The sequence below is a fragment of the Pseudonocardia kongjuensis genome, assembly GCF_039526905.1.
Lineage (GTDB): Bacteria > Actinomycetota > Actinomycetes > Mycobacteriales > Pseudonocardiaceae > Pseudonocardia > Pseudonocardia kongjuensis.
This window is the reverse complement of record NZ_BAAAJK010000027.1, coordinates 1-24,942: the sequence shown is the minus strand read 5'-3', so window position 1 is coordinate 24,942 and position 24,942 is coordinate 1. Positions and strand designations below refer to the sequence as shown.

The window sequence follows — 24,942 nt, the reverse complement described above, 5'->3', positions numbered from 1 at the left end:
GGTCACTGTAGGCACACCGGGACCCGCGGGGCGCCCGCGCGGGGCGGCGGCATCGGTCACACGCTGGGCGCGGACCAGGTCAGGCCGGGTCGGGCAGGTGCCGGCGTGCCCCGGCGTAGCTGTCGTCGAACCGGACCGGGGTGACCCGCACCGGGGTGGACGCGTCGAACGCCTCGATCATCTGCCCGTCGCCGGCGTAGATCGCGACGTGCGTGGCGGGCGAGTTCCAGAACAGCAGGTCGCCGGGCCGCAGGTCGTCCTTCGCGACGGCCCGGCCGCCGGTCGCCTGGTCGGACGCGTCCCGGCCGATCGTGATCCCGTGCAGCTCGTGCACCAGCCCGGTCAGCCCGGAGCAGTCCGGCGCGAACCCGGAGCGGCCGCCCCACAGGTAGGGCCGGTCCAGGAACAGCCGGGCGGTGCCGACCAGGTCCTCCCCGGTCGCCGGTTCCGGCCCGCCGATCCGCAGGTGCGCCGCGTCGATCCAGGCGGTGCCGCCGTCGGGCAGCGACACCTGCACGCCGCCGGAGTCGCCGGAGAGCACCGGCAGCCGGGTGCCCGCGCTGATCTCGCGGAGCCGCTCGGTGCGCGTCTCCTCGGCGTAGAGCCAGGTGGTGGCGACCCCGTCGACGGTGCCCGCGGGCAGCGCCGCGGTGAGCCCGGCGAACGCGACACCGGTGGTCAGCTGGGCGGACGGGATCCAGCCGGGGTAGCCGCGGTCGTCCTTCGCGCTGGGCTGGCCGGGGACCGCGACCCGGGTCCAGTCGTCCCGGCGCTCCAGCACCTGCACCGGGGCGCCGTAGAGGACCTGGGTCTGGGTGCGGGACGCGGTTGTCAGCTCGCGCCGGTCGGCCGCCGTCATCGCACCGAGCCAGCCCGCCGGATCGGCGGGCGCGGCGACGGCGGAGCGGTCCAGCGCGCGCGGGCTGGTGGGGGAGGTCCACACGGTGGCGACCGAGACGCCGACGTACGCCCGCTCGGCGAGCGGGTCCTGCACCGCCGTCGCGTGCGCCGCGGGCAGGGTGAGCGCCGTGACCAGCACCGTGCCGAGCAGCACGGTGAGGATGCGTCGGGTCACGGTGGCTCTCCCGCCGGTCCGGTGTGGGTCGTGCCGGGAGAGCGTCGACCGGGGGAGCGGTCCGGGCAAGCAGGCGCACCGGGGCCGTCCCCCGTCCGGGGTCAGCGGGCGGCGGAGCCCGCCCGGCCGCTGCGCCGGTCCCACTCGGCGCGGACGTCGTCACCGGTCGGGGTGGTCAGCAGCGACACCACCACGAACACCACCAGCCCGGAGCCGATCCCGGCGAACACCGGTTCGTTCGCGTAGAGGTCGCCGAGCACGAGCATGGTGCCGAGGGTGGCGACGGTGCCGACGCCCATCGCGGCGAGCGCCCCGGCCCGGGTGGCGCGCCGCCAGAACAGACCGCCCAGGATGGGCACCAGCAGCCCGCCCACCAGGATCCCGTAGGCCAGGGTCAGCGCGGCGACGACGTCCTGCAGCAGCGACGAGATCACGATCATGATGAGGCCGAACCCGGCGACCGCCCACCGGTTGCCGGACAGCTCGTCGTCGGCGGCGGGGGCCCGCCGGAACCGGGACATCAGGTCCTGGTTGAACACCGTCGCGGTTGCCAGCAGCGCGCCGCTGGAGGTCGACATCACCGCGGCCAGCGCGGCGGCGAGGACGAGCCCGGCGGCGACCGGCGGCATCGCCTCGGACACGATCGCGGCGAACGCGTCGTCCCGCTCGGCGAGGCCGGGCACGATCACCTGCGCGGCGGTCCCGATCAGCGCGCCGGCGACGCCGTAGGCCAGGCAGTACAGCCCGGCGCCGACCCCGGCCCAGCGGGCGACGCCGGGGGAGCGGGCGGTGAACACCCGCTGCCAGATGTCCTGCCCGATCAGCAGGCCGAAGCCGTAGGTGACGAAGTAGGTGAGGATCGTGCCGCCGCCGATCGAGGTCAGCGACAGCGCGTCCGCCGGGACGGCCGCGACCAGCCCGTCCCAGCCGCCCGCCCGCCACAGCACGATCGGGAGCAGCACCAGGAAGATCCCGACCGTCTTGATCAGGAACTGGACGAAGTCGGTGAGCGTCACCGACCACATCCCGCCGAGCGTCGAGTAGACGACGACCACCGCGCCGCCGAGCACGATCGCCGGGACCCGGCCGATGTCGAGCAGCACCCCGAAGATCGTCGCGTAGGCGATCGTCGAGGTGACCGCGAGCATCAGGGTGTAGGCCCACATGACGATGCCGGACGGCGCGCCGAGCCCGGTGCCGTAGCGCAGCTCCAGCATCTGCCCGACGGTGTACACCCCGAGCCGCTGGATCCGGCCGGCGAACAGCAGCGACAGCGCCAGGATGCCGGTGCCGATCGCGACGACCAGCCACATCCCGGAGATGCCGTACTCGTAGCCGAGCCCGACCCCGCCGATCGTGGACGCCCCGCCGAGCACGACGGCGGCCATCGTGCCCGAGTACAGCCACGGACCGAGGCGGCGCCCGGCGACCAGGAAGTCGCTGCGGTCCCGGGTGCGGTGCCGCCCCCAGAAACCGAAGGCGATCATCGCGACCAGGTAGACGACGACGACGGCGAGATCCACGGGGTGCTCCTCAGGTCCGGTTGGCCGCGAGCACGGACAGCAGCTCGTAGGCGACGTGGGCGGCGGCGATGCCGGTGATCTCGGCGTGGTCGTAGGCCGGGGCGACCTCGACGACGTCGGCGCCGACGACGTCGGTGCCGGCCAGCGCGCGCAGCGTGTGCAGCAGCTCGCGGCTGGTCAGCCCGCCCGCCTCCGGGGTGCCGGTGCCGGGCGCGTGCGCCGGGTCCAGCACATCGATGTCGACCGACACGTACACCGGCCCGGTGCCCAGCCGCCGCCGCATCCGCTCGACGACGGCGGGCAGACCCTCGGTCTGGTAGGCGTCGGTGTGGATCACCTGGAAGCCGAGGACCTCGTCGTTCGTCAGGTCCTGCTCGGAGTAGAGCGGGCCCCGGATGCCGACGTGCAGGCAGCGCCGCGGATCGAGCAGGCCCTCCTCGGCGGCGTTGCGGAACGGGGTGCCGTGCGTGACGTCCGCGCCGAAGTACGGGCCCCAGGTGTCGAGGTGCGCGTCGAAGTGCACGACGGCGACCGGTCCGTGGGTGCGCGCCACCGAGCGCAGCAGCGGCAGCGCGAGCGTGTGGTCGCCGCCGAGCGCGAGCAGCGTCGTCCCGCCGGCCCGCAACCGGTCCGCGGCCTGCTCGACGGTGCGCACCGCGTGGTCGATGTCGAACGGGTCGATCCCCAGGTCCCCGGCGTCGGCCACCTGCTGGTCGCCGAACGGGGAGACCCCCAGCGGCGGGTGGTAGGGCCGCAGCAGCTTCGACGACGCCCGCACGTGCGCCGGGCCGAACCGGGCGCCGGGCCGGTAGGACACCCCGCCGTCGAACGGGAGCCCCAGCACGGCCACGTCGGCGTGCTCCACCTCGTCCAGCCGGGGCAGCCGGGCGAACGTGGGCGGGCCCGCGAAGCGGGGGACGGTGCCGGCGTCGACCGGTCCGATCGGCATGGGTTCCTCCTCTGGGCGCGACCCGGGTCCCGCCCACCGTGCTCGTTCCCCCGACGACGACAGAAGTGACAGAACGTCGAATCCTCGGAGATCATGTTCGCCATGGTGTCGATCCCGCCCGGTGGGGTGCCGCTGCGTGAGCTGCTCGGCGACCCGGAGCTGCGGCTGGGCCGGGAGTCGATCGACGACGGCGATCTCGATCGGATCGTGGTCGCCGCCGCGGTGTCCGAGCTGGCCGAGCCGGGCGGCTGGCTGCAGGGCGGCGAGCTGCTGCTGACCGTCGGGTTCCTGCTGTCCGCCGACGTCGACGGCCTCACCCGCTACGCCCGGCACCTGCGCGCGCACGGCGTGGTCGCGCTCGGCGTCGGCCTGGGCTCCGACCTGCCGCACCGCAGCACCCCGCCGGCGCTGGTCACCGCGGCCCGCCGGGCCGGGCTGCCGCTGCTCTCGGTGCCCGACGGGGTGCCGTTCATCGCCGTCACCAAGGCGGTGTTCGCGCACCGGGACGCGGCCGAGCGGGCCCGGCTGCAGTGGGCGCTGCGCACCCAGCGCGCGCTGACCGCCGCGGCGGTCTCGCCGGGCGGCATCGAGGCGGTGCTGGCCGCGCACGCCGGCGCGACCGGGCGCACCGGCGTGGTGGTGGACCTGCTCGGCCGGGTGCTGGCCGCGGCACCCGTCGAGGGGGCCGTGGAACTGGCCGCCGGGCTCGCGACGACGATCGGGGAGGTGCGCGGGCAGGGCCTGCTGGGCGCCGCCGTCGAGGTCGCCGACGGCCGCCGCCGGGAGGTCCATCCGCTGGGTTCGCGGCGGATCCGGGCGTTGCTGCTGATCGACGGGCCGGCCGCCGGGCCGCACTCCAACCAGGTCACCGGCGACCTGGTGTCGCTGCTGTCGCTGGAGCTGGAACGCCGGCTCGGCCTGGACGCCGCCGCCCGCCGCGGCCGGGCCCGGCTGCTGGCCGCGCTGGACCGCGGCGTCGTCGACGACGACGGCGCCGGCCGCAGGCTCGCCGCCGCCGGCCTGCCGGAGACCCGGCTGCGCGCCGCCGTGGTCGCGGCGCCGCGCCCCGAGGAGCTGGCCGCCGATCTGGCCGCGGTGCTGCCCGACGCGCTGGTCCGCACGACCGCGCCGGAGCCGGGGGAGGCCGACGGCACCGTCGAGCTGGCGGTCGCCGAGTCGGTCGACCTGGTGGCGGTGCTGGCCGCGCTCGCCGCCCGCCGGCCGGCCGGGATCGGCATCGCCGTCCGGCCGGGGGCGCTCGCGGTGTCGCTGCGGCAGGCCCGCTCCGCGCTCCCGGTGGCCCGGCTGACCGGGCGGCCCGCGCACGCCGACGACGTGGCGTCCAGCCGGATGCTGCTCGCCCTGCTCGACCACGACCGGTTGCGGGCCTTCGCCGACGCCGTGCTCGGCCCGCTGGACGCCGACCCGCGGGGCCCGGAGCTGCTGCGGGCGATCGCCGCGCACCTGGAACACAACGGGCACTGGGCGGCCGCCGCGTCCGCGCTCGGCGTGCACCGGCACACCGTCCGGAACCGGATCGCGGCCGCCGAGCAGGTCACCGGGCGGCGGCTGGACACCGCGCAGGACCGGCACGAGCTGTGGCTGGCGCTGCGCGCCCGCGACCTCGGCCGGGCCGTCGGCGGGCCGGGCCGGGGGGACCGGACCGAGGGTGCCGGGTGACCGGCGGCACCGGGTGCCGAGCGCCACGGCGGTGCACGGTTCCTTGACGGGGGACCGGCCCGTTGCGGAAGGTGATCGGACAACCGAAGACGGCGGGTGGGATCAGGAAGCCGGTGCGAGTCCGGCGCGGTCCCGCCACTGTGATCCCGGCGGACCCTCGTGGACCGCCGGGGCAGCCAGACACTGGCCCCATCCGCCGCGCCACCTCCGTCCGGGACGAGGATCCCGAGGAAGGTACGCCGATGACGCGCGCCCGCACGCCCCGCACCGGGACCGCCCGGTGATCCTGCTCCTGTCCACCTCGGACACCGACCTGCTCTCCGCCCGTGCCGGCGGGGCGGACTACCGCCTCGCGAACCCGAACCGGGTGCTGCTCGACGAGCTGGCCGCGATGGCCGACGCGGCCGACATCGTCGTCGTCCGGGTGCTCGGCGGCTACCGCTACTTCGAGGAGGGCCTGGACCTGCTGCGGGCCCGGTCCACGCCGCTGGTCTGCCTGGGCGGTGAGATGGCGCCGGACGCGGAGATGATGGAGCTCTCCACCGTGCCCGCCGGCGTCGCCGCGGAGGCGCACACCTACCTGGCCCAGGGCGGCACCGAGAACCTGCGGCAGCTGCACGCGTTCCTGTCCGACACGGTGCTGCTGACCGGTGAGGGCTTCGCGCCGCCGGTGGAGCTGCCCGAGTGGGGCGTGCTGGACCGCCCCGGCACCGACACCGGCGCCGGGACCGGACCCACCGTGGCGGTGCTCTTCTACCGGGCGCAGTTCCTGGCCGGGAACACCGCGTACGTCGAGGCGCTCTGCGACGCGATCACCGCGAAGGGCGCGACACCGCTGCCGATCTGGTGCGCCTCGCTGCGCCAGGCCCCGGCCGGGCTGCTGGACACGCTGCGCGGCGCCGACGCGATGGTCGTCACGGTGCTCGCCGCGGGCGGCACCAAGCCGGCGTCCGCGCAGGCCGGCGGCGAGGACGAGGAGTGGGACGTCACCGAGCTCGCCGCGCTCGACGTGCCGATCCTGCAGGGCCTGTGCCTGACCTCGTCCCGGGAGACCTGGGAGTCCAACGACGACGGCCTGTCCCCGCTCGACGTCGCCACCCAGGTCGCCGTCCCCGAGTTCGACGGCCGGCTGATCACCGTCCCGTTCTCGTTCAAGGAGACCGACGACGACGGCCTGTCCGTCTACGTCCCGGACCACGAGCGGGCCGCCCGGGTCGCCGGGATCGCGGTGAACCACGCCAACCTCGGCCGGATCCCGAACGCCGAGAAGAAGATCGTGCTGATGCTGTCGGCGTACCCGACCAAGCACGCCCGGATCGGGAACGCGGTCGGTCTGGACACCCCGGCCTCGACGGTCGCGCTGCTGCGCACGATGGCCGCCGCCGGGTACGAGACGGGCGGGTTCCCGGGCGTCGAGGCAGGCGACGGCGACGCGCTGATGCACGCGCTGATCGAGGCCGGCGGGCAGGACCCGGACTGGCTCACCGAGGAGAAGCTCGCCGGGAACCCGATCCGGATCTCCGCCTCGACCTACCGCAGCTGGTTCGACACGCTTCCGCAGGACCTCCGCGACGGCGTCGTCGAGCACTGGGGCGAGCCGCCGGGCGAGCTGTACGTGCACGACGACCACATCGTCGTCGCCGCGCTGCGCAGCGGGAACGTCACGCTGATCGTGCAGCCGCCGCGCGGGTTCGGGGAGAACCCGGTCGCGATCTACCACGATCCGGACCTGCCGCCGTCGCACCACTACCTGGCCGCCTACCGCTGGCTGGCGGCGCCGGAGTCCGACGGCGGGTTCGGCGCGCACGCGATCGTGCACATCGGCAAGCACGGGAACCTGGAGTGGCTGCCGGGCAAGACGCTGGGCATGTCGGCGTCCTGCGGCACCGACGCCGTGCTCGGCGACCTGCCGCTGATCTACCCGTTCCTGGTGAACGACCCGGGGGAGGGCACCCAGGCCAAGCGCCGGGCGCACGCCACCCTGGTCGACCACCTCATCCCGCCGATGGCCCGGGCCGAGAGCTACGGCGACATCGCCCGGCTGGAGCAGCTGCTCGACGAGCACGCCAACATCTCCGCGCTCGACCCGGCGAAGCTGCCCGCCATCCGCCAGCAGATCTGGACGCTGATGACGGCCGCGAAGATGCACCACGACCTGGGCCTGGAGGAGCGCCCGGACGAGGACGTCTTCGACGACATGCTGATGCACGTCGACGGCTGGCTCTGCGAGATCAAGGACGTGCAGATCCGGGACGGCCTGCACGTGCTCGCCCTCGCCCCGGCCGGTGAGCAGCGGATCGACCTGGTGCTCGCCGTGCTGCGGGCCCGGCAGATGTGGGGCGGCGAGCAGTCCGTGCCCGGGCTGCGGCAGGCGCTCGGGCTGGTCGAGGACGGTTCCGAGACCGGGGCCCGCACCGACGCCGTCGAGACCGTCGCCCGCGCGCTGGTCGCCGGGATGGAGGCCCGGGACTGGGATCCGGCAGCGGTCGACGACATCGTCGACGAGCACTGCGGTACCGCCGGTACTGGCGGTACTGGCGGTACTGGCGGTGCTGCCGGTACGGCCGTCCGGCCCGCTGCGGCGGCGGCGCTCCCCGGCGTCGACGACGGCGCGGTGCGTGCAGTGCTGCGCTTCGCCGCCGTCGAGGTGGTGCCCCGGCTGGACGCCACCGCGCACGAGCTGGACCGGGTGCTGCACGCCCTGGACGGCGGCTTCATCCCGGCCGGCCCGTCCGGCTCGCCGCTGCGCGGCCTGGTGAACGTGCTGCCGACCGGCCGGAACTTCTACTCGGTCGACCCGAAGGCCGTCCCGTCCAAGCTGGCCTGGGAGACCGGGCAGGCGATGGCCGAGTCCCTGGTCGAGCGCTACCGCAGCGACCACGGCGAGTACCCGCGCTCGGTCGGCCTGTCGGTGTGGGGGACCAGCGCGATGCGGACCTCCGGCGACGACGTCGCCGAGGTGTTCGCGCTGCTCGGCGTCCGCCCGGTGTGGGACGACGCGAGCCGCCGGGTCCGCGATCTCGAGGTGATCGGGCTCGACGAGCTGGGGCGGCCCCGGGTCGACGTCACCGTGCGCATCTCCGGGTTCTTCCGGGACGCGTTCCCGCACGTCCTGGCCCTGCTCGACGACGCGGTGAAGCTGGTCGCCGAGCTGGACGAGACGCCGGAGCAGAACTTCGTCCGCGCGCACGTGCTCGCCGACCGCGAGCGGCACGGCGACGACCGCCGGGCCCGCACCCGGATCTTCGGGTCCAAGCCGGGCACCTACGGCGCCGGGCTGCTGCAGCTGGTCGACTCGCGCGACTGGCGCGGCGACGCCGATCTCGCCGAGGTCTACTCCACCTGGGGCGGCTACGCCTACGGCCGCGGCCTGGACGGCGTGCCCGCCCGGGACGACATGGAGAACGCCTACCGGCGGATCGCGGTGGCGGCGAAGAACATCGACACCCGCGAGCACGACATCGCCGACTCCGACGACTACTACCAGTACCACGGCGGCATGGTCGCCACCGTCCGCGCGCTGACCGGCAGCTCGCCGGAGGCCTACGTCGGCGACTCGACCCGCCCCGAGGCCGTCCGCACCCGCACCCTGCACGAGGAGACCGCCCGGGTGTTCCGGGCCCGGGTGGTCAATCCGCGCTGGATCGCCGCGATGCGCAGGCACGGGTACAAGGGCGCGTTCGAGATGGCGGCGACGGTCGACTACCTGTTCGGCTGGGACGCCACCACCGGCGTCATCGCCGACTGGCAGTACGAGACGCTGACCGCGGAGTACGTGCTGGATCCGGACAACCGCAAGTTCCTGACCGAGTCCAACCCGTGGGCGCTGCACGGGATGGCGGAGCGGCTGCTGGAGGCCGTCGACCGGGGGCTGTGGGAGTCGCCGGAGGCGTCCACGCTGGACGCGCTGCGGCAGGCGTACCTGGAGTCGGAGGGTGACCTGGAGGGCGAGTAGCCGACCGTGGGCGGTGCCGCGACCGCGGCACCGCTCACCGGTCCTCGATCTCCCGGGCGCACCGGTGCAGCTCGTCGGCCAGCTCCGCACGTCGGCGCGGGTCCCATCCGCTGCTCGATGCTCGCGATGCTCAGGCCGGCGACCGGGCGGCCGGACCGGTCGCGCAGCACGACGCCGACCGCCCACGAGCCGGGCACGTACAGCCCGTCGTTGAGCGCGTGGCCGTCGGTGCGGGTGCGTGCCACCAGCCGGAGCAGGGTCGTGTCGTCGTAGCGGGGGTAGCGGATCCGGGCGCCGGCATGCGCCCGGAGCACCGCCGCCACCTCGTCGTCGTCCAGCGCTGAGAGGACGGCAAGGCTGCCGGCCCCGATCCCGAGCGGATGCCGGTCCCCGACGGCGAGCGCGCTGTTCCGGATCGGCCCGGGGCCTTCCTGGGTCCGGGTGCACAGCGCGTAGCTGCCCTGCCGGACGGTCAGGAACGCGGTGTCCCCGGACGTCTCGGCGAGCCGGATCAGCGAGTCGGTCGCGGCATCGCCGAGCCGGTCGGCGCCACGGTCCGCGAGCTCACCGAGCACCGCGGCCTGCAACCCCAGCCGGTACCGCCCGGAGGGCTGCTCCTGCTCCACGTAGCCGGCGTGCACCAGCGCCGCGAGGGCACGATGCACGCTCGGTTTGGGGCGCGAACTGGTGCGGACCAGCTCGGACAACGACACCCCGCCGGGCCGGTCCCTGGCCATCACCGCCACCAGGTCGAGCAGCGTCAGCGCGCGCAGCACGCTCTGCGTGCCGGGTGGATCGTCCCGGGGATCAGCGGCGTGCACGACGTTCCAGGATGCGGAACGACGGGCCAGGTCGATCCGGTCGTAGGACGGATGCTGCTCCGCTTCACCGGCCACGAACACCAGGATCATGGACCGACCGGCCGATGACAATGGTCCGCATGATGGAACAGAGATTCCGGCCGATCGTTGACAGTGCGGTCCGTGATTCCGGAGCATTCGGACATCAGTCCGGCCCGTGCGGCCCTTCCGCCTGTCCGACGTGGACGGCGGCCCGAGGAGTAGACGATGACGTCGACACCACCTGCGACGCGGTCCGTGACAGCACTCGCCGTGCTCGTCTGCGTCGCGCTGACCGCCTGCGGCACGCCGCCTGCACCGGCCGAGCCGGAACCGACGACCTGGCGGATGACGGTGACGCCCGGCGAGTCGTCGTCCTGGTACGCCGCGGCCGAGCACTTCGCCGAGGTCGTCGAGGACCGGACGGACGGCCGGATCCGGATCGACCTGTTCAGCGGCGAGCGGCTCTCCGCGGGCGATCCCGCGGCCGGCGTCGAGCAGCTGATGTCGGGCACCAAGGATCTGTCCTACAACTCGACGATCATCTACGCCGGGATCGACCCGCGGTTCGGTGCCGTGAACGCCCCGTTCCGCTACACCGGCTACGCCGAGGCGGAGGCCGGACTCGACGGACCGGCGCAGGAGGCGTACAGGGTGATGGCCGCCGAGTTCGGTATCGAGCTGCTCGGCTTCGGCGAGAGCGGGTTCCGACAGCTCACCAACAACGAGCGGCCGGTCCGGACGCCCGACGACCTCGCCGGCATCAAGGTCCGGATCCCCGGCATCGGGCTGTTCACCGACGTCTTCCGCGAGCTGGGCGCCAACCCCACCACGATGAACTTCGCCGAGGTCTTCACCTCCCTGCAGCAGGGCACCATCGAGGGTCAGGAGAACCCGATCGATGTGATCTCCTCGGCCGGGCTCGCCGAGGTCCAGCAGTACCTGACCGTCTGGAACTTCGTGTACGACCCGCTGATCCTGGGCATCAACAAGGAGCTGTTCGACGGGCTCGACCCCGGCGACCAGGATCTCGTTCGGGAGGCCGCGGCCGAGACGAACGAGCTGCAGATCGCCCTCAACCGTGAGCGCGAGACCCGTCAGCAGGCCGAGCAGCTCGAGCTGATGGACACGGTGGTCCTGGCGCCCGACGAGATCGACCGGTTCCGGGCGGCGGTGGACCCGCTGCACGACCACTACGAGCAGCACGTGTGGGGCGCCGAGCTCTCCGGGCTGCTCGCCCCGGGCACCGCCCGATGAGCGCCGCACACCCCGGTGGGCGGGCCGGGTCGGTCCTGACGGCAGTGGAGAACACGCTCGCCGCGGTGCCCTTCGCGATCGTCGCGGTGATCGCCTTCGTCAACGTCCTGACCCGCTACTTCTTCAACCTCTCGCTCGCCTTCACCACCGAGCTGACCGTCAACCTGGTGGTCTGGACGGTGATGATCGGGGCCGTGATCGGCATCCGGGAGGGCGCGCACCTCGGGTTCACCGCGCTCGCCGAGCGGACTCGCGGCCGGGCCCGGCAGGTGCACACGGTGCTCGTCGCCGGAGCCGTCCTCGTCACGCTGGGGGTGCTGTTCGTGCAGGGGCTGGACATGACCCTCGCGCAGCACCACCGGGGCCGCGCGACACCGTCGATCGGCGTACCGCAGTGGCTGTTCACCCTCGCGGTCCCGGTCGGGGCGACGCTCGGGATCGTGCGCACCGTCCAGGCCGCGCGCACCGCCCTGCGGACCGAGGGCTCGGCGTCCGACCGGCTGACGGGGGTGGGCCGGTGATCGCACTGGTGTTGTTCGGATCGTTCTTCGCGCTGCTGCTGCTCGGTGTCCCGGTTGCGTTCGCGCTCGGTCTCGCCGCAGCGGTCGGCCTGCTCGCCTCGGGCGGGCCGGCCGATCTCGCGGTGCTGCCGAGCGTGTTCACCGCGTCGGTGTCGTCGGAGACGCTGCTGGCGATCCCGTTCTTCATCCTGGCCGGGGTGATCATGGAGTACGCCGGGATCTCCCGGCGACTGATCGACTTCGCGAGCGCCTGCGTCGGCCGGCGCACGCACGGACTGGCCGCGGTGGTGGTGCTCGCCGCGTTCTTCTTCTCCGCCATCTCCGGCTCCGGCCCGGCGACGGTCGCCGCGATCGGCACCATTCTGATCCCCGCGCTGGTCCGCGCCGGCTACACCCGCCGACATGCGGCCTCGATGGTCGCGAGCTCGGGCTCGATGGGGCTGGTGATCCCGCCGAGCGTGGTGTTCATCGTGTTCGCGGTCGTGGTCAGCGACTTCGCCGGGGTGTCGATCGCCCGGTTGTTCGTGGCCGGGATCGTGCCCGGGATCCTGCTGGCGGCCGCCCTGATGGTGGCCTGTCTGTTCCTGCCGCGCACCGCCCCGGTCCGGGAGCCGGTGACCGCCGGCGCACCACCGCCCGCCGGTGCCGGCGCGGACCCCGCGCCGCTCGCCGCCGGGACGTCGTGGACCGGGTTCGGCCGCGCCTTCCTGGGGGCGCTGCCGGGGCTGCTGCTCCCGGTGATCATCCTGGGAGGCATCTACGGCGGGATCGTGACGCCCACCGAGTCGGCCGTGGTCGCCGCGTTCTGCGCGCTGCTGATCGGCCTGCTCGTCTACCGCGAGCTCCGCCCGTCGATGCTCTTCCGGGTCCTGGTCACCGCGGCCGCACAGTCCGCGGTGATCATGCTGATCGTCGGGATGGCGTCGGTGTTCGCCTACGTCGTCACCGTGAACGGGATCGCGGCGACGCTCGCCGACGCGCTGCTCGGCGTCACCGGGAACCCGGCCCTCATCCTGCTGCTGGTGGTCGTCCTGCTGCTGCTCGTCGGCGCGTTCGTCGACGCCATCTCGGCGTTGTACCTGCTGGTGCCGATCGTGGCGCCGGTCCTGCTCGCCGTCGGCGTGGACCCGACGACCATCGGTGTGATGATGGCCGTCGGCCTCGCGCTGGGGCTGATCACCCCGCCGGTGGGGGTGAACCTGTTCGTCGCTGCCGGGATCGCCCGGACCTCGCTGAACGAGGCGTTCCGCGGGATCCGGCCGTTCTTCCTCGCCGGGCTGGTGGTGCTGCTGGCCGTCACCTACCTGCCGGTGCTGTCGAACTGGCTGCCGGACCTCATGGGGTTCTAGGTTTCGCGGCGGGGCTCGTGGCGACGCCCCGGGTGCCGACGGTGCCCGAGACCGCGTCGGGCAGGCAGCTCGCGGAACGGCTCGGTGAAGCGCACCGCCGCGGATCGCCCACAGCACGCCGGGTGAGCGCGTCCAGCGGGCCGAACGGCTCGTCCATCAGGAACTGGTCCGGATCTGCGGCGAGCACCCGGGCCACCGCGACCCGCTTGCGCATGCCGCCGGACCACCGTCCGGGCAGGTGGTCGCCGTACCCGTCGAGCCGCACCCGGCCGAGCAGCCCGCTGCCGCGGTGCATCCGGACCGGGTCGGTGCGCGGCTGCGGCGGCAGGGGGGAACGGCCTTGACCGCGCGGTAAGGGCGACCTACTGTGCGATGCGAATGTAATTCGCATAACGAAAGCACTCGTGGACACCGTGGTCGAGGAGGCGGATGTGACGGTCGATCATCGGATCGAACCCGAGGGCGGAGCCGGGCGTGACCCGGCGTCGGACCCACCCGTCGAGCGGCGTGGTGGTGTCGGCCGGACGGTGGCCGAGCGCTCCCGGGCGCTGCTCGGGGTGGGCGGATTCGTCCTGTTGTTCGGGGCCTGGCAGCTGGCCGCGTCGACCGGTCTGGTCAATCCCCTGTTCACCAGCTCGCCGCTGGGCGTGCTGGCCGCTGCGGCGGACTACCTGCCGACCGCCCAGTTCGCCGAGGACCTCGCGGTCAGCGCAGCCGGGCTGTTCGGCGGGCTGGGCCTCGCCATCGCGGTCGGCCTGACGGTCGGGCTGCTCATGGGCTGGTACGACTGGCTGTTCCAGCTGCTCGACCCGCTCACCAGCTTCCTGTACTCGCTCCCGCGGATCGCGTTCATCCCGCTGTTCATCATCTGGTTCGGGATCGGGGTCTCGTCGAAGGTCGCGCTCATCTTCGTGATGGCGGTCTTCCCGATCATCATCAACACCACCACCGGTGTCCGGTCGGTCGACCGGGACCTGCTGGACATGGCGCGTTCGTTCACCGCCACCGGTCTCGGCCTGTTCCGGACGGTGGTGCTGCCTAGCGCGACGCCGTCGATCCTGGCGGGCATCCGGGTCGCGGTCGGTCTCGGGCTGATCGGCGTCGCGGTGGGGGAGCTGTTCTCCTCGCGCGCCGGGATCGGACACATGATCGCCCAGTCCAGCGCGGCGTTCCAGACCGACCGGGTGTTCCTCGGGACCATCATCCTGGGTCTCTTCGGAATCGCCTTCTCGCAGTTGCTGCGGCTGCTGGAGCGCCGCGCCGAGCGCTGGCGACCCTCGCTGCGCGGCTGAACCAGGACCAGGCAGAACTGCTCAGGAACAGGGTGTGGTGATGAGTGCGATGACCGATTCCGACGTGCTGGTGGCCGAGCACGTCTCCATCGAGTACCGGAGGGCGGGATCGCACCGGCGCTATCGCGCCGTCGACGACGTCAGCTTCCGGATCGGTGCCGACGAGTTCATCTGCGTCGTGGGACCCAGCGGTTGCGGCAAGTCGACGCTGCTGCGCTCGGTGGCCGGGCTGCTCCCGATCGCGGGCGGCAGCCTGCGGCTCGCCGGCCGGGAGCTGCGGGGCCCCGGACACGACCGGGCGATGGTGTTCCAGTCCCCGGCGCTGCTGCCCTGGCGGACGGTCCTGGGGAACGTCGGCTACGGCCTGGAGCTCCGGAAGATCCGTCGTGACGAGATCCGGCGACGGTGCCTCCCGCTGATCGAGCTGGTCGGCCTGGCGGGCCGGGAGAGCCACTATCCGCGCGAGCTGTCCGGAGGCATGCAGCAACGGGTCAACCTGGCGCGCGCGCTCGCCGCCGATCCCGAGCTGCTGCTGCTGGACGAGCCGTTCGCCGCCCTGGACGCCCAGACCAGGGAGGTGATGCAGGCCGAGCTGCTGCGGATCTGGGAGGAGACGCACAAGACGACGATCTTCGTGACGCACCAGATCGAGGAGGCGGTGCTGCTCGCCGACCGGGTGCTGGTGCTCTCCCGGGGGCCGGCCAGCCATGTGAAGCACGACGTCCGCATTCCCTTCGAGCGGCCGCGGTCGGCCGACGCGCTCCAACGGGACCCGCGGTACGTCGATCTCGTCGACGAGATCAAGTCGTACATCGACCGGCACGAGGAGCGCGAGCCGCTGGCCGCCGCCCCGACCGGTCCGGACGGAGGCAGGACATCATGAAGCGCAGGTCCGTACGGGTGCTGGCGGCCGGTGTCACGGTCGTCGCCGCGCTCCTGCTGGGCGCGTGCGGCGGTGGTGCCGGCGCGGACGGGACCGAGACCGTCACGGTCGCCCAGGCCGATCCCGGTCTGTCGTTCGCCCCGCTCTACGTCGCGGACGGGATGGGCTACTTCGCCGACGAGGGCCTCGCCGTCGACATCCAGACGCTGAAGCCGGACGTCGCCGTCGCCGGCCTCGCCAGCGACCAGATCGACTACGTGGCGACGATCGGTTCGGTCGCCCGCCAGGCGGCGACCGGGGTGCCGGTGAAGGTCGCCATGGTGTGGTTCGACCGCACCCCCTTCGTCATCATGGGGAACAGCCGCTTCCAGGACATGGCGGCCCTGCGCGGCCAGGCCGTCGGGGTGTCCGGCTTCGGGAGCTCGACCGACGTCGCGCTCCGCCACGCACTGCGCGCCTCCGGGCTCGATCCGGAGACCGACGTCGAGATCATCCAGCTCGGCGGCGGCGGCCCGGCGGGCCGGATCACCGCGATCCAGACGGACCAGGTGGCGGCGACCCCGCTGACCCTGCCCGACGACATCATCGCCGAGCGGCGCGGGCTGACCCGGCTCTACGACACGACCGACGAGCTGCTCATCCCGTTCACCGGTCTGGGGGTCTCGGACATCAAGCTCGCGGAGGACCCGGAGCAGATCGCCGCGATGATCCGGGCGACCCGGCGGGCGCTGGAGCACATGGCGGCCGAACCGGAGGAGTCCGCACGGATCATCTCGGAGGCGACCGGGACGGAGGAGGACGTCGTGCTGGAGGCCCTGCCGACCATGGTCCGCATCGTCAGCCCGGACGGCCTGGCCTCGGCCGAGGCGCTGGAGAACTCGATCGCACCGACGGACGGCTCGGGAGCGACGCCCGATCTCGCGACGGCGTACGACTTCGATCTGCTCCGGGCCGAGAACACGCAGCAGGGCGTTCCGGCGGCGCCGGACCGGCCCGCCGCCGACGGGTAGCCCGCCCCGACCGTCAGCCGAGCCGGGACAGTGCCGCCAGCACCGTCCCGGCGTCGGCGCCGAACGCGTCCAGGATCTCCCGTTCCACCCGCGCGACGCCCGGCTGCAACGCCGCGTGCAGCTCCCGGCCGCGGTCGGTGCCGAACACCAGCACCCGCCTGCGGTCGGCGTCGTCCGGCCGGCGGTACACCAGTGCCCGGTCCACCATCCGGTCGATGATCTTCGTCAGGGTCGGCGCCGGGACCATCGCGTGGACCGCGATGTCCGACATCGGGTGCCCCGCGCCGTCGGCGAGCAGATCGAGCACCCGCCAGCCGTCCAGGCCCGGCCCGTCCGGTGGCCGGACGGCCTCCTCGATCCGCCGCTCGACCCGGTGCGCGGCGCGGCCGAGCACGGCCGCGGCGGCCGGGGCGCCGGTGCGGGGTTCGGCGGCGGGCACGGGCATCCTCCGGGCTGGCGCGTTCGGGGTAGTGACGAGATCGCTGTCATCGTAAACACTGTCACCTTCAACTGACCGGGAGGTGACGTGTCCACGGCCCCCGCAGTGCTCGACGTCGCCTTCGTCGTGCCCCGCAGCGGCCCGGCCGGGATCCTCGGCCCGGCCTGCGAGGCGTGCGGTGACCTGGCCGCCGCCGAGCTGAACGACGCGGGCGGGGTCCTCGGCCGCGAGGTCCGGCTGCTGCCGGTGGACGGCGGCCGGCCGCCGTCCGAGGTCGCCGCGGCCGTCCGGGACCTGCTCGACGCGGGCCGGGTGGCCGCGGTCAGCGGCTGGCACATCTCCGCGGTCCGGCAGGCACTCGCCCCGGCCGTGGCCGGCCGGGTGCCCTACGTCTACGCCCCGCTCTACGAGGGCGGCGAGACGACGCCGGGGGTGTTCCTGACCGGTGAGACACCGGAGACCCAGGTACTGCCCGCGCTGCGCTGGATGTCGGCGGAGCTGGGCGTGCGGACCTGGTGCGTGGTCGGCAACGACTACGTGTGGCCGCGCGGCTCGGCCCGCGCGGTGCGCCGCTTCGTGCGGACCAGCCCGGACGTCCGGGTGCTCGACGAGGTGTTCGTCCCGCTCGGCACCGACGACTTCGGCCCCGTCGTCACCCGGGTGCAGCGCTCCGGCGCGCAGGGCGTGCTGATGTTCCTGGTCGGCTCGGACGCGGTCCGGTTCAACCGTGCCTTCGCGGCGTCCGGCGCCGACCGCCACCGGGTCCGGCTCTCCCCGCTGATGGAGGAGAACATGCTGCTCGCGACCGGCGCCGAGGCCACCCGCGAGCTGTACGCGGCGGCCGGCTACTTCGAGACGCTGGCGACCGCGTCGTCGCTGGACTTCTCGGCCCGCTACGCCGCCCGGTTCGGCGTGCACGCCCCGGTGCCGGGCGCGCTCGCCGAGTCCTGCTTCGAGGCGATCACGCTGCTCGGCAGGCTGGCCGGCCGGGCGGGATCGGTGGAGCCCGCGGCGCTGCTCGCGGTCGCCGAGGACACCGGCTTCGACGGTCCCCGGGGTGCGGTCTCGCTGCGCGGCGGGCACCTGCGGCAGGACGTCTACCTGGCCCGGGCCGACGGCCTGTCGTTCGACGTTCTGGCCCGCCTGGCTTGACACCCATACTGTCAGTGGAGATATTTTCATATGACAGTACTTTGGAGGTGTCCGTGCCCACCTACACCCATCGCTGCCCCGTCTGCGGCGAGTTCGACCAGGTCCGGCCGATGTCCGCGGCCGGCCGGGAGGCGCAGTGCCCGGACTGCGGATCGCGCTCGTCGCGGATCTTCGGGGCGCCCGCGCTGCGCGGCGTCGATCCCGGCCTGCGCCGCGCGCTGGACGCCTCGGGCGCCAGCGCCGGCGCGCCGCAGGTCGTCTCGTCGGTGCCGGGCCGCTCCCGGCGCGCCACGCCCGTCACCCGGGACCCGCGGCACGCCCGGCTGCCCCGGCCCTGATCCCCGCACCCCACCGAGCTCCAGGAGGCCACCGTGCCCGACGTCGTGTTCACCGTCGACCAGGCCAGGTCCATGCGCGACCAGGCGGTCCCCGGCCACAACCGCTGGCATCCCGACATCCCGCCGGCCGTCACCGTCCGCCCGGACACCTCGATCCGCGTCGAGTGCCGGGAGTGGACCGACGGCCAGATCGGCAACAACGACTCCGCGAACGACGTCCGCGACGTCGACCTGCGCGGCGCCCACATGCTCTCCGGCCCGATCGCGGTGGAGGGCGCCGAGCCGGGCGACCTGCTCGTCGTCGACATCCTCGATCTCGGTCCGGTGCCGCAGGAGACCGGTCCCGCACCCGGTCAGGGCTGGGGCTACACCGGCATCTTCTCCAAGCAGAACGGCGGCGGGTTCCTCACCGACACCTTCCCCGACGCGTACAAGGCGATCTGGGACTTCTCCGGCCAGAAGGCGACCTCCCGGCACATCCCCGGCGTCTCCTACACCGGGATCACCCATCCCGGACTGTTCGGCACCGCGCCGTCGCCCGAGCTGCTGGCCCGCTGGAACGCCCGGGAACGCGCGCTGATCGCCACCGACCCGGACCGGGTGCCCGCGCTCGCCCTCCCGCCGCTGGACGAGGAGGTGCTCGGCGGCACCGCGACCGGCGACGCGCTCGCCGGGATCGGCCGGGACGGTGCCCGCACCGTGCCGCCCCGGGAGAACGGCGGCAACCACGACATCAAGAACTTCACCCGCGGCAGCCGCGTCTTCTACCCGGTGCACGTGCCGGGCGCCCTGTTCTCCGGCGGTGACCTGCACTTCTCCCAGGGCGACGGCGAGATCACCTTCTGCGGCGCGATCGAGATGGGCGGGTTCATCGACTTCCACGTCGACCTGATCAAGGGCGGGATGGAGACCTACGGCGTCACCACCAACCCGATCCTGATGCCCGGCAACGTCGAACCGCGCTACTCCGAGTTCGTCACCTTCATCGGGATCGGCGTCGACCACACCACCGACACCAACCTCTACAACGACGCCACCGTCGCCTACCGCAACGCCTGCCTCAACGCCGTCACCTACCTGGAGAAGTTCGGCTACTCGGGTCCGCAGGCCTACCTGCTGCTCGGGTCGGCACCGATCGAGGGCCGGGTCTCGGGCGTCGTCGACATCCCGAACGCCTGCTGCTCGCTCTACCTGCCCACCGCGATCTTCGACGACGACATCCGCCCGTCCGCGTCCGGACCGGTGTGGAAGGACCGGGGGAGCTGCGCGGTGTCCTCGTGACCCCGTTCGGCCGGGACGCCGCTGGACGACGGTGACGCCCGCCGCGCTCGGTGCCGCCGCCGAGCCCCCGGCGAGCCCGGCCGGCATCTGATCCCGTCCCGTCCCTGCACGAGCGCACCGCCCGTGCAGGGACGGGCCCGGCGTCAGGGGCGCACCGACTCCGCGAACCCGACCACCTCGCGCACCGCGGCGGCGTACACGTCGGGCATCGCGTCCCGGAACAGGATCTGCCCGACGTGGCAGAGCCCCAGGTCGACCTTCCCGACCGACGGCACACCGGCCTGCAGGAGCAGCCGGTGGTAGGCGATGCCCTCGTCGCGCAGCGGATCGAGCTCCGCACACGAGATGAGGTGCGGCGGCAGGCCGCGCAGGTCGTCGACGGCTGCCCGGGCCGGCCAGCAGGTGGGATCGTCGACGTTGCCCGCTCCCGGGTCGTAGACCTCGGCGAGCAGCGGGAAGAGCTGCCGGTTGAGCCAGTACCGGTCGTTCTCGCGCAGCGAGTGCAGGTGCTCGGGGGCCCGGTCCCAGGTGCCGAGCACGTACGGGCACAGCGCGTGGATGCCGGCGATCCGGTCGCTCCAGCCCTCCCGCCGGGCCCGGATCGCGACCGCGAGCGCGAGGTTCGCCCCGCCGGAGTCCCCGGTGACCACGACGTGCGTCCCGCCCAGCTCGTCGAGGTGGTCGAGCACCCAGCGGAGCCCGGTGGCGCAGTCGTCGAGCCCGGCCGGGAAGGGATGCGCGCCGAGCCGGCCGCCGCCGTTGCGGTACTCGACGCCGACGACGACCGCCCCGGCCGCCGCGAGCTCGTCGCGCCAGTGCACGTACGCCTGCCCGGTCGCGCCGAGCATGACCATCCCGCCGCCGTGGATCTGGTACACCACCGGCAGCGGGCCGTCGGCGCCCTCCGGGCGGTGCACGTGCAGGGTGACGCCGGGGGCCGGCTCGCGGGTCTCCCGCACGATCCCCGGCACCGGAGCCCACGGCTCGGCCAGCGCGGTGAAGAAGCCCTCGAAGCCCTCCTCGACGGCCGCGACGAACGCGAGCAGTGCCTCGCGGCCCGCGGTGCGGTCCATCGGCGCGTCGTCGGCGTGCCCGGTCACGCCGAAGGCGCCGAGGACGGCGATCATCCGGGGATCGGCGCGCGGATCGTCCGCCAGGCTGAGTGCGGGGTCCCCCAGCCGGCCGACCGGCCGGTGGGTCGTCGTGTCGGTCATGTCCTGCTCCTCGTTGAGCGCGGTCGCGCACCTCTGACGTGCACCCCCGAAAAGCTACAGAGCACGACGTGTGTCACACAAGAATGCCGTTCGGGCGAACGCGACTCGGGCATGCAGCGCTCCTGAACTGCGAATATCCTGCGTGGCAGGACGGAGCCGGGCGAAACCTGTCCGATACAGTCGGGGTATCGCGTTGCATCCGATGTCGGGTGCGTGGGTACGTCCCGGGCGGGGAGCGGAGGAGCGGTGACCGGTGACCGGGGCGCGGCGGCCCGCGCGGGCTCCGCGGCGGTGACCCCGCTGCAGCGGCAGCTGCGTGCCGTCCCGGTGCGCACCAGGGCGACCCCGCTGGACGCGCTGACGGTCGCGCTCCGGTGGTTCCGCGCGGGCCGCCGGATCGACATCCAGGCGCTCGCCAAGGAGCTCGGGATCAGCCGGGTGACGCTGCACCGCTGGGTCGGGACGCGGGACCAGCTGCTGGTCGAGGTGCTGTGGCTCACCGCCGACCGCGCGCTCGCCGCCGTGTGGGACACCGTGCGGGACGAGGGGCCCACGCACAGCCTGACCGCCGAGACGCTCAGCCGGTGGGCGGCCGACGTGCTGCTGCACCCGGGGTTCCGGCGGATGCAGGCCGACGAGGGCGAGCTGCTCGCCCGGCTGCTCACCCGGGAGGCGAGCGAGTTCCAGAGCCGGCTGATCGGGCTGGTCACCACGATGCTGACCCACGACGTCGAGACCGGCCGGGTGACCATCGACCTCGAACCGGCCGAGCTCGCCTACGCCACCGTGCGGATCGCCGAGTCGTTCGTGCACACGCCGGCGATCACCGGCGGCGAGCCCGATCCGGAGCGCAACGCGCGGGTCCTGCGGGCGCTGCTGCGCTGACCGGCCGCCGGGGCCCGCCCGCGGACCGGTCGGACCGGCTCGCCCACCTCGGCCGGTCAGGCCGGCAGCCGGGTGCGCGGCGCCGTCGCCGCGCCGGTCAGCGCCAGCACCGCCACCACCGCGAGCAGCACCGGCATCGCGACGGCGGGCGAGGTGAGCATCGCCAGCAGCGCCCCGCCGAGCCCGACGAACGCCGCCGTCGCCAGCTGGTCCAGCAGCTGCGCCGCCGACGAGTGCGATCCGACGTCGGTCGCCGTCGAGTGGGCGAGGGTCAGGAACGCGATCGCGGAGAACGCGACGCCCATCCCGAGCCCGGCCAGCCCCCAGAACCCGATCGCGAGCCAGCCGGGCAGCCATCCCGCGGCGACCGGCAGCAGCCCGAGCTGGCCGACGGCGATCGTCGCGAAGCCGGCGCGCAACATCACCGACCGGTCCCTGTCGGGATGGCGGGCCTGCCAGGCGGCGGCCGCCGACCACCCCAGTGACGCGACGATCAGCGGGACGCCGGCCGCGGTCAGTGACCATCCGTGCGTCGCGGTGAGGATCAGCGGCAGGAACGACACCACCGTGAAGAACGCCCCCGCCACCAGGCCGCGGGCCGCGACCACCGAGGCGATGCCCGGCCGTGCCGCGACGACCCCGCCGGGCAGCAGCCTGCGCAGCGAGGGGACGAGCGCGAGCACCGCGACCGCGCCGACCACCGCGCCGCGGGCGTCGAGGTTCTCCAGCGCCCAGCTGAGCCCGGCCACCCCGAGTGCGGCGCCGAGCGCGGCGATCACCAGCCCGGTGCCGCCGCCGGTCGTGCGCTCGCGCGGCGGACCGAGCCCCCGCACGGCGGGCATGATCAGGACGAGGGCGAGGCCGACGACCGGGAGCAGCCCGAGGAACACCCAGTGCCAGGAGAACCGTTCGGTGACGACCGCCGCCAGCGGCGGGCCGGCGAGCGAGGGCAGCACCCACGCCGACGAGATGAGCCCGAACACCGCGGGCCGCTGCCGGCTCGGGTAGACCGCGGCGACCAGCACGTACACCGCGACGCCCTGCACGCCGGCGCCGAGGCCCTGCAGCACCCGGCCGGTGAGCAGCTCGGCGGCCGTCGTCGCCGAGCCGGCGACGAGCAGGCCGATCCCGAACACCGTCGGTGCGACGACGAGCGGGGCCCGCGGCCCGCGGGCGTCGCACCAGCGGCCGCCGAAGGCCGTCCCGAAGACCGCCGCGGCCAGGAACGCGACGAACGGCCAGGCGTAGAGCGCGAGCCCGCCGAGGTCGTCCACGATGGCCGGCATCGCGGTGCCGACCCCCATCGCCTCGAAGGCGGTGAGGCTGATCAGCAGCAGGATGCCGACGGTGGTCGGGGCCCGCCCGGATGACCAGACACCCGGCTCGTTCCCTGCGCCACGTCCCGGGACGGTCTCCACCACGCGTCCAGCCTGCGACCTGCACCCCGGTGCAGGTCAAGCGGGTTCCGTGTTCACGATCCGTGATCACGGGCAGGCCAGGCGTGTTTTCGTGCCGCACGAACGGGTACAGACCGATATGACCGACATCACAACGATCATCATCGTGGCCGTGGTGGTGATCGTCCTCGTGGCGATCGTGGCCGCCGCGCTCGCGGCGGCGCGCCGACGCCGATCGGCCGCGCTGCGCGAGCAGTTCGGTCCCGAGTACGACCGCGCGGTGCGCGGCGCCGACGACCCGCGGGACGCCGAGAAGGACCTCGCGGAGCGGCGCAGGCGGCACCGCTCGCTGCGGCTGCGCGATCTCGACCCGCAGGAACGCGCGGGCTACCGCGGCCGCTGGACCCAGGTGCAGCAGGGCTTCGTCGACGACCCGGCGAGCGCGGTCCGGGAGGCCGACCGCCTGGTCGCCGAGGTGATGTCCGCCCGTGGCTATCCGGTCGAGGACTTCGACCAGCAGGCCGATGACCTGTCCGTCGCCTACCCGGTGCTGACCCAGCGTTACCGGGAGGCGCGCGGGATCTCCCGTGAGCACGCCGCGGGGCGGGCCGGTACCGAGGACCTGCGGCAGGCCGTGACGAGCTACCGGGCGCTGGTCGACGCGCTGCTCGACGACACCGGCGACGAGCGCGACCGGGGTGCCCAGGGGGCCGGGGCCGCCGCCCGGGGGCCCGGCGACACGGCCGGGGGGCCCGGCGACGCCGCCGCCCGGGGGAGCGCCGCGCCGGCGGCCGGGACCGGCGCGACGGTGGCCGGGACAGCGGCGCCGGCGGGGCCGGGGGCAGCGCAGGCCGACCCACGGGCAGCGCAGGCCGACCCGCGAGCTGCGCAGCCCGATCCGCATGGTGTGCAGGGGGATCCGCGAGCTGCGCAGGCCGATCCGCGGGTCGCGCAGGGGGACCCGCGGGCAGTGCAGCCCGATCCCCGCGCCGCCGGACCCGATCTCCGCAACGGCCGGATCGACCCCCGCACGGCCCAGGCTGATCCGCGCACCGGCCGGACCGACCCGCAGGGCATCCCGGTCGACCCGCGCGCCCCGCAGCGCGACCCCGCCGGACCTCCGCCGCAGCAGCCGCAGACCGGACACGACACACGACGGGAGACGAGCGCATGAGCGACCGTTCCGGACACCGGCCCGAGAGCCGCGCGGCCAGGCTGGCCGGGGAGATCAAGGAGCGGATCGTCGGCCGCAGCGACGACGAGCGCGACGCCGACTGGGACGGCACCGACGCCGCCGTCACCGCGCAGCGCGACGCGGGCGTGGCCGGTCCGGGCGACCCACTGCGCGAGCCGGTCCCCGGCGAACCCGGCGGGCCCCCGGCGGGCGACCCGGCCCAGGAGCCCCCGCCGCCGGGCACGGACCCCCGGAGCCCCGGCGCCGGCCCGCCACCCGGCATCGACCCGCGGGGCCGGGGTGCGGATCTCCCGCCGGGCGCGGAGCCGCGTTCGGGCGGTGCGGATCTCCCACCCGGGACGGATCCGTGGCCGGGCGAGGCGCCGCGCGGACGGCACGCCGAGCACCCGGCCCCGCCGGGCAGCGGCGCCGGGGCACCCCCGCACACCGCGGGCCCGGAGGGCGTCGCCGCGGCCGCGGCCGGCCCCGCGGGTGTCCCCGCGGCCGATGCCTCCGCCGGCGCCCCGGTCCGCGGCGCCGGCCCGCCGGCCCCGCAGGGCGCACCCCCGGCCCCGGGGGATCCCGGACCTCCCGTCACGCCCGGCCCGGGCGGCGCGCCGTACGACACCGGCGCGGCGCAGCCCGGCCGACCGGCCGGGCCGGACGGCGGACCACAGCGGGGCCCCGCCGATCCGGTCGGCCCCGCCGGCCACCCGGACGACCCGGGCG

General features: G+C 74.3%; 20 protein-coding genes, 2 pseudogenes and 1 riboswitch. Of the genes and pseudogenes, 14 read left to right on the top strand and 8 right to left on the bottom strand.

The window, feature by feature from the left end; translation table 11 throughout:
* Nucleotides 1–79: 79 nt before the first annotated feature.
* The 3 genes from ABD160_RS21410 to speB form a co-directional block, all read right to left on the bottom strand.
* Entirely contained in the window at nt 80–1,075 is a 996-nt protein-coding gene (locus ABD160_RS21410; RefSeq protein WP_344025229.1) for a C40 family peptidase, read from the bottom strand.
* 101 nt (nt 1,076–1,176) lie between these two features.
* Nucleotides 1,177–2,598, bottom strand: a complete 1,422-nt coding sequence (locus ABD160_RS21405; protein ID WP_344025227.1) for a sodium:solute symporter family protein — start codon at nt 2,596–2,598, stop codon at nt 1,177–1,179.
* Nucleotides 2,599–2,608: 10 nt separating this feature from the next.
* The gene (gene speB, locus ABD160_RS21400) at nt 2,609–3,547 is read right to left on the bottom strand and encodes an agmatinase (RefSeq protein ID WP_344025225.1); all 939 of its coding nucleotides are present in this window, start codon (nt 3,545–3,547) and stop codon (nt 2,609–2,611) included.
* 93 nt (nt 3,548–3,640) lie between these two features.
* Here speB and ABD160_RS21395 point away from each other — a divergent pair, with 93 nt between their 5' ends.
* Both ABD160_RS21395 and cobN read left to right on the top strand, forming a co-directional pair.
* Nucleotides 3,641–5,227, top strand: a complete 1,587-nt coding sequence (locus tag ABD160_RS21395; protein WP_344025223.1) for a PucR family transcriptional regulator ligand-binding domain-containing protein — start codon at nt 3,641–3,643, stop codon at nt 5,225–5,227.
* A gap of 60 nt (nt 5,228–5,287) precedes the next feature.
* Nucleotides 5,288–5,433, top strand: a riboswitch (cobalamin riboswitch).
* Nucleotides 5,434–5,507: 74 nt separating this feature from the next.
* Entirely contained in the window at nt 5,508–9,182 is a 3,675-nt protein-coding gene (cobN, locus tag ABD160_RS21390) for a cobaltochelatase subunit CobN (protein WP_344025221.1), read from the top strand.
* A 116-nt stretch (nt 9,183–9,298) separates the two neighbouring features.
* Here cobN and ABD160_RS21385 read toward each other — a convergent pair.
* A pseudogene (locus ABD160_RS21385) lies at nt 9,299–10,093 on the bottom strand (IclR family transcriptional regulator); the annotation flags it as partial.
* A 186-nt stretch (nt 10,094–10,279) separates the two neighbouring features.
* Between ABD160_RS21385 and ABD160_RS21380 the strand changes: the two are divergent.
* Genes ABD160_RS21380 through ABD160_RS21370 form a run of 3 tightly spaced genes read left to right on the top strand, consistent with a single transcriptional unit; the run spans nt 10,280 to nt 13,148 of the window.
* Nucleotides 10,280–11,278, top strand: coding sequence for a DctP family TRAP transporter solute-binding subunit (locus ABD160_RS21380; RefSeq protein WP_344025219.1), 999 nt, complete (start codon nt 10,280–10,282; stop codon nt 11,276–11,278).
* On the top strand, nt 11,275–11,799 hold the full coding sequence (locus tag ABD160_RS21375) for a TRAP transporter small permease (RefSeq protein ID WP_344025217.1): 525 nt from the start codon (nt 11,275–11,277) through the stop codon (nt 11,797–11,799). The genes ABD160_RS21380 and ABD160_RS21375 overlap by 4 nt, the downstream gene beginning before the upstream one ends.
* On the top strand, nt 11,796–13,148 hold the full coding sequence (locus ABD160_RS21370; RefSeq protein WP_344025215.1) for a TRAP transporter large permease: 1,353 nt from the start codon (nt 11,796–11,798) through the stop codon (nt 13,146–13,148). Before ABD160_RS21375 ends, ABD160_RS21370 begins: the two co-directional genes overlap by 4 nt.
* On the opposite strand, the gene ABD160_RS21365 is transcribed toward ABD160_RS21370, so the two are convergent.
* The gene (locus ABD160_RS21365) at nt 13,135–13,443 is read right to left on the bottom strand and encodes an ATP-binding cassette domain-containing protein (RefSeq protein ID WP_344025213.1); all 309 of its coding nucleotides are present in this window, start codon (nt 13,441–13,443) and stop codon (nt 13,135–13,137) included. The two genes, ABD160_RS21370 and ABD160_RS21365, sit on opposite strands and share 14 nt — an antisense overlap.
* Before the next feature lie 136 nt (nt 13,444–13,579).
* Here ABD160_RS21365 and ABD160_RS21360 point away from each other — a divergent pair, with 136 nt between their 5' ends.
* Genes ABD160_RS21360 through ABD160_RS21350 form a run of 3 tightly spaced genes read left to right on the top strand, consistent with a single transcriptional unit; the run spans nt 13,580 to nt 16,333 of the window.
* The gene (locus ABD160_RS21360) at nt 13,580–14,440 is read left to right on the top strand and encodes an ABC transporter permease (RefSeq protein ID WP_344025211.1); all 861 of its coding nucleotides are present in this window, start codon (nt 13,580–13,582) and stop codon (nt 14,438–14,440) included.
* A 49-nt stretch (nt 14,441–14,489) separates the two neighbouring features.
* A complete protein-coding gene (locus ABD160_RS21355) occupies nt 14,490–15,323 on the top strand; it encodes an ABC transporter ATP-binding protein (protein WP_344025209.1) in 834 nt (277 codons plus the stop codon).
* Nucleotides 15,320–16,333 carry an ABC transporter substrate-binding protein gene (locus tag ABD160_RS21350; protein WP_344025207.1) on the top strand — a complete coding sequence of 338 codons (1,014 nt, stop codon included), beginning with the start codon at nt 15,320–15,322 and terminating at the stop codon, nt 16,331–16,333. Before ABD160_RS21355 ends, ABD160_RS21350 begins: the two co-directional genes overlap by 4 nt.
* A gap of 13 nt (nt 16,334–16,346) precedes the next feature.
* On the opposite strand, the gene ABD160_RS21345 is transcribed toward ABD160_RS21350, so the two are convergent.
* Complete coding sequence (locus tag ABD160_RS21345; RefSeq protein WP_344025205.1) at nt 16,347–16,772, bottom strand: MarR family transcriptional regulator; 426 nt, start codon at nt 16,770–16,772, stop codon at nt 16,347–16,349.
* Nucleotides 16,773–16,859: 87 nt separating this feature from the next.
* Here ABD160_RS21345 and ABD160_RS21340 point away from each other — a divergent pair, with 87 nt between their 5' ends.
* From ABD160_RS21340 to fmdA, 3 genes are read left to right on the top strand one after another with little or no spacing between them, the layout of a single operon-like run.
* Nucleotides 16,860–17,924, top strand: coding sequence for a substrate-binding domain-containing protein (locus tag ABD160_RS21340; RefSeq protein WP_344025203.1), 1,065 nt, complete (start codon nt 16,860–16,862; stop codon nt 17,922–17,924).
* Nucleotides 17,925–17,977: 53 nt separating this feature from the next.
* Complete coding sequence (locus ABD160_RS21335) at nt 17,978–18,262, top strand: FmdB family zinc ribbon protein (protein ID WP_344025201.1); 285 nt, start codon at nt 17,978–17,980, stop codon at nt 18,260–18,262.
* A gap of 33 nt (nt 18,263–18,295) precedes the next feature.
* Nucleotides 18,296–19,543 carry a formamidase gene (fmdA, locus tag ABD160_RS21330; protein ID WP_344025199.1) on the top strand — a complete coding sequence of 416 codons (1,248 nt, stop codon included), beginning with the start codon at nt 18,296–18,298 and terminating at the stop codon, nt 19,541–19,543.
* Nucleotides 19,544–19,686: 143 nt separating this feature from the next.
* On the opposite strand, the gene ABD160_RS21325 is transcribed toward fmdA, so the two are convergent.
* Complete coding sequence (locus ABD160_RS21325; RefSeq protein WP_344025197.1) at nt 19,687–20,757, bottom strand: alpha/beta hydrolase fold domain-containing protein; 1,071 nt, start codon at nt 20,755–20,757, stop codon at nt 19,687–19,689.
* A gap of 246 nt (nt 20,758–21,003) precedes the next feature.
* On the opposite strand from ABD160_RS21325, the gene ABD160_RS21320 reads away from it, so the two are divergent.
* Entirely contained in the window at nt 21,004–21,642 is a 639-nt protein-coding gene (locus ABD160_RS21320) for a TetR/AcrR family transcriptional regulator (RefSeq protein ID WP_344025195.1), read from the top strand.
* 56 nt (nt 21,643–21,698) lie between these two features.
* Here ABD160_RS21320 and ABD160_RS21315 read toward each other — a convergent pair whose 3' ends face one another.
* Nucleotides 21,699–23,063 (bottom strand): MFS transporter, encoded by a 1,365-nt coding sequence (locus tag ABD160_RS21315; protein ID WP_344025193.1) that lies wholly within the window; start codon nt 23,061–23,063, stop codon nt 21,699–21,701.
* 115 nt (nt 23,064–23,178) lie between these two features.
* On the opposite strand from ABD160_RS21315, the gene ABD160_RS21310 reads away from it, so the two are divergent.
* Together ABD160_RS21310 and ABD160_RS21305 are read left to right on the top strand one after the other, a co-directional pair.
* Nucleotides 23,179–24,213 (top strand): hypothetical protein, encoded by a 1,035-nt coding sequence (locus tag ABD160_RS21310; RefSeq protein WP_344025190.1) that lies wholly within the window; start codon nt 23,179–23,181, stop codon nt 24,211–24,213.
* Nucleotides 24,210–24,942 (top strand): annotated as a pseudogene (locus ABD160_RS21305) (hypothetical protein); the annotation flags it as partial. The gene ABD160_RS21310 and the pseudogene ABD160_RS21305, both read left to right, overlap by 4 nt.